Genomic DNA, 3,209 nt, shown 5'->3' on the forward strand with positions numbered 1-3,209 from the left:
AAACTCAAAACTCAAAACTCAAAACTCAAAACTATCTCTACCTCTTCGCTTTCACGCTTGGCTTATCCTTCACCCATCATATGCAAACAGTCTACTTAGTCCCAGCAAGCATATTTTTTATCATAGCCGTATGTTATAAATATAAAAAACTCTCACCTCTTAGTCTTTCGTCCTTACTCAACATGTTTTGTTTATTCATCATACCATTATTCTTATATTTATATTTACCTATTTGTGCATCTACCCATCCAGTGCATAATTGGGGTGATCCAAGCACTTTTGAAAGATTAATCGCTCATTTAACCGCTGAAGAATATAGAGAAAGATATTTTACCTCTACTCAACTACTTCAACGATTGGTAAGACATGCAATTACATATTTTCCACTTCAGTTTAGTAGTTACTTTGTGATAAGTGGTCTGATAGGATTAATTTTTTGTCTGTTAAAACAACGCTTATTTTTTATATTTTTATTCTTAATATATAGTGCTGATGCTTTTTATTCCATTCATTATACCATTCTTAATATAGAAGATTATTATATTCCATCATATATGATTATGAGTATCTGGATTGGTTGTGGCTTTATAGAGATAAGTAAATTAATTTTTAAATTTTCACCTAACTATATTTATTTATTATATGTTATTATCCTGATTTTGTGTCCAATTTTTCTATTTAAATTTCATTATTTTCAGAATGATAAAAGTAAGTATTATTTGGCTTATGATTATGGAAGAAATATCATTAATCAATTAGAAGAAAAGAGTATTATCTTTTTGAGAGGAGATGCTGTTTTTTTTCCGTACTGGTATCTTCAATATGTGGATGGACAACGAAAAGATTTAATCTCTATTTTCAGACCGTATCTTGATAAAGAGTGGCATTTTGAAGAGATTAAAAGAAAGTATCCTGAATTATCTTTGGGGAAAACAAAGTTATTTCCAAAGGATGATGAACAATTACGGCAGGCAAGGATGGATGAAATCATTACCTGGCAGATTGATTTTTATCCAATTTATGCATTAATGGATGAGTCTCTCCCTTCAGGATTTTCCAAAATTCCAGCAGGCATATTTGATCGAGTAATAAAAAGTGAAAAAGAAAGTATATTATCTCAGAATATTAAGGAAGTTAGATTTAATCTTAGAGGAATTAATGATAAGAGAATATATCAACAAGACTGGCGGACCAAAGATGAAATAATATCAAATTACGCAAGTATCTATAATAACTTTGGGTTATTTTATTCTCAGAAAGGTAAGGTAAGAAGTGCAATTCGTGAATTTAAGAAGGCAATTGAGGTAAGTCCAAATGATGCCTTACTTCATGAGAATTTAGGCAGAGCTTATATAAATATAAATAATATTGATCTATCCATCATAGAATTTCAAAAGGCATCAAAGTTGGATATAAATAACATATCATTACATTGTGATTTAGGAAATCTTTATGCTCAAAAAGGAAGATACAAAGAGGCAATAGCAGAATTTCAAAAAACAATTAAATTAGACTCAAATAATATTAAAGCACATCAAAATTTAGCCTCTGTCTATTACAATCAAGGCGAATATCTTAAGGCAGAGAAGGAATGCAATTTAATTCTGACGATTAATCCTGAAAATACATATATTAAACAAGTGCTTCAGGCAATATCAAGTAAAATTAAAGGAGGATGTAATAAATAATGAAAAAGATTTTAGGAGTAATGGGGATTTTTTTTGTTTTGGGGGCTAATGTTGCCTTTGGAGCAGACCTTTATGTGCCAGGGTCTTACACAACCATCCAATCTGCAATAGATGCGGCAATTACTGGGGATACAGTCTGGGTAGCAGATGGGATTTATACAGGCACAGGCAATAAAGACTTAATTTGGAGTGGTAAGCATATTACTGTTCGCTCTATAAATGGAGCAGAATATTGTATCATCGATTGCCAAAATAGTGGTAGAGGATTTTATTTTTTTAACACAGGTCAAAATACAAATGATGTTATTATGGGATTCACGATTAAAAATGGGTATGTTTCAGGTAATTGGCCCTATAATTGTGGTGCCGGAATCTATTGCTCTTTTTCCTCTCCATCCATTACCAACAATATAATCACAGGAAATAATACTTCTAATGGTTTTGGTGGAGGAATCTACTACTATCAATCCTCTCCATCCATTACCAACAATATCATCACAAGAAATACAGCTGCTGGTGGTGGTGGAATCTATGGCGATATGTCCTCCTTCCCATCCACTATTACAAACAACATAATCACAGGAAATACAAGTGCTTGGCACGGTGGCGGAATCGAGTGCTATAAGTGCTCTTCATCCATTACCAACAATATCATCACAGGAAATACAGCTTATTCTTATGATGAATGGGGTATTTATGGTGATGGTGGCGGAATCTACTGCTATCAATCTTCTTCATCCATTACCAATAATATCATCACAGGAAATATAGCTAATAGGGGTGGCGGAATCTATTGCGATTCTGCCTCATCCATTGGCTATAATGATTCCTGGAGCAACTCCCCACAGAATTACGATGGTATTTCTGACCAGACAGGGATAAATGGAAATATTTCCGCAGACCCTCAATTCATTGAGGGTGGCGATTATCATCTTCAAGCATCTTCCCCTTGCATCGATGCAGGTTCAAACACAGCACCAGCTATTCCATCAACCGACAAAGATGGTAATCTAAGGATAGTAAAAGGCATTGTTGATATGGGTGCGTATGAATTTCAAGACACTCCAAGTTCTACTTCGATTTTAGTTACGCCTACCGCTGGCATTGTAGGCACGATAGTTACAGTCGCAGGTAGTGGTTTTGGTCCAACAGAGCTCATTCAGATTGATTTTGGGACGACAAGGACCATGGCTACTGTTTTCAGTAATGCTGGTGGGACATTCACTGCTCTCTTTACTGTTAATGTTCAACCTTATGGAATGACTACAGTTAAAGCTACCGGGTTAAACTCAGGTGGACAGGCAGAGAATGTTTTTTGTCTTTTACCTAACATTATCTTTGTTGCGCCAATGGAGGGGACAGTAGGCACTATTGTTACGGTCAGAGGTAGTGGATATGGGGCGAGTGAAGTGATAGCGATTTCATTTGGAACGACCCGAACAATTAGTCTTGCTGTTGACGATTATGCAGGCAAATTTGACACTACCTTTACTATTAATACCCAACCTTATGGCACAACGA

The 3,209-nt window shown here is 35.0% G+C and carries 2 protein-coding genes; both read left to right on the plus strand.

Translation table 11 applies throughout. The features are described from left to right. The coding region (locus AB1414_17945; GenBank protein ID MEW6609296.1) for a tetratricopeptide repeat protein at positions 1-1,688 on the plus strand (1,688 nt) is incomplete at its 5' end. Then, positions 1,688-3,209, plus strand: a 1,522-nt coding sequence (locus AB1414_17950) for a choice-of-anchor Q domain-containing protein (protein MEW6609297.1), incomplete at its 3' end; no start/stop codon positions are given. The genes AB1414_17945 and AB1414_17950, both read left to right, overlap by 1 nt.

Source organism: bacterium (assembly GCA_040755795.1).
Classification (GTDB): Bacteria; UBA9089; CG2-30-40-21; order CG2-30-40-21; family SBAY01; genus JBFLXS01.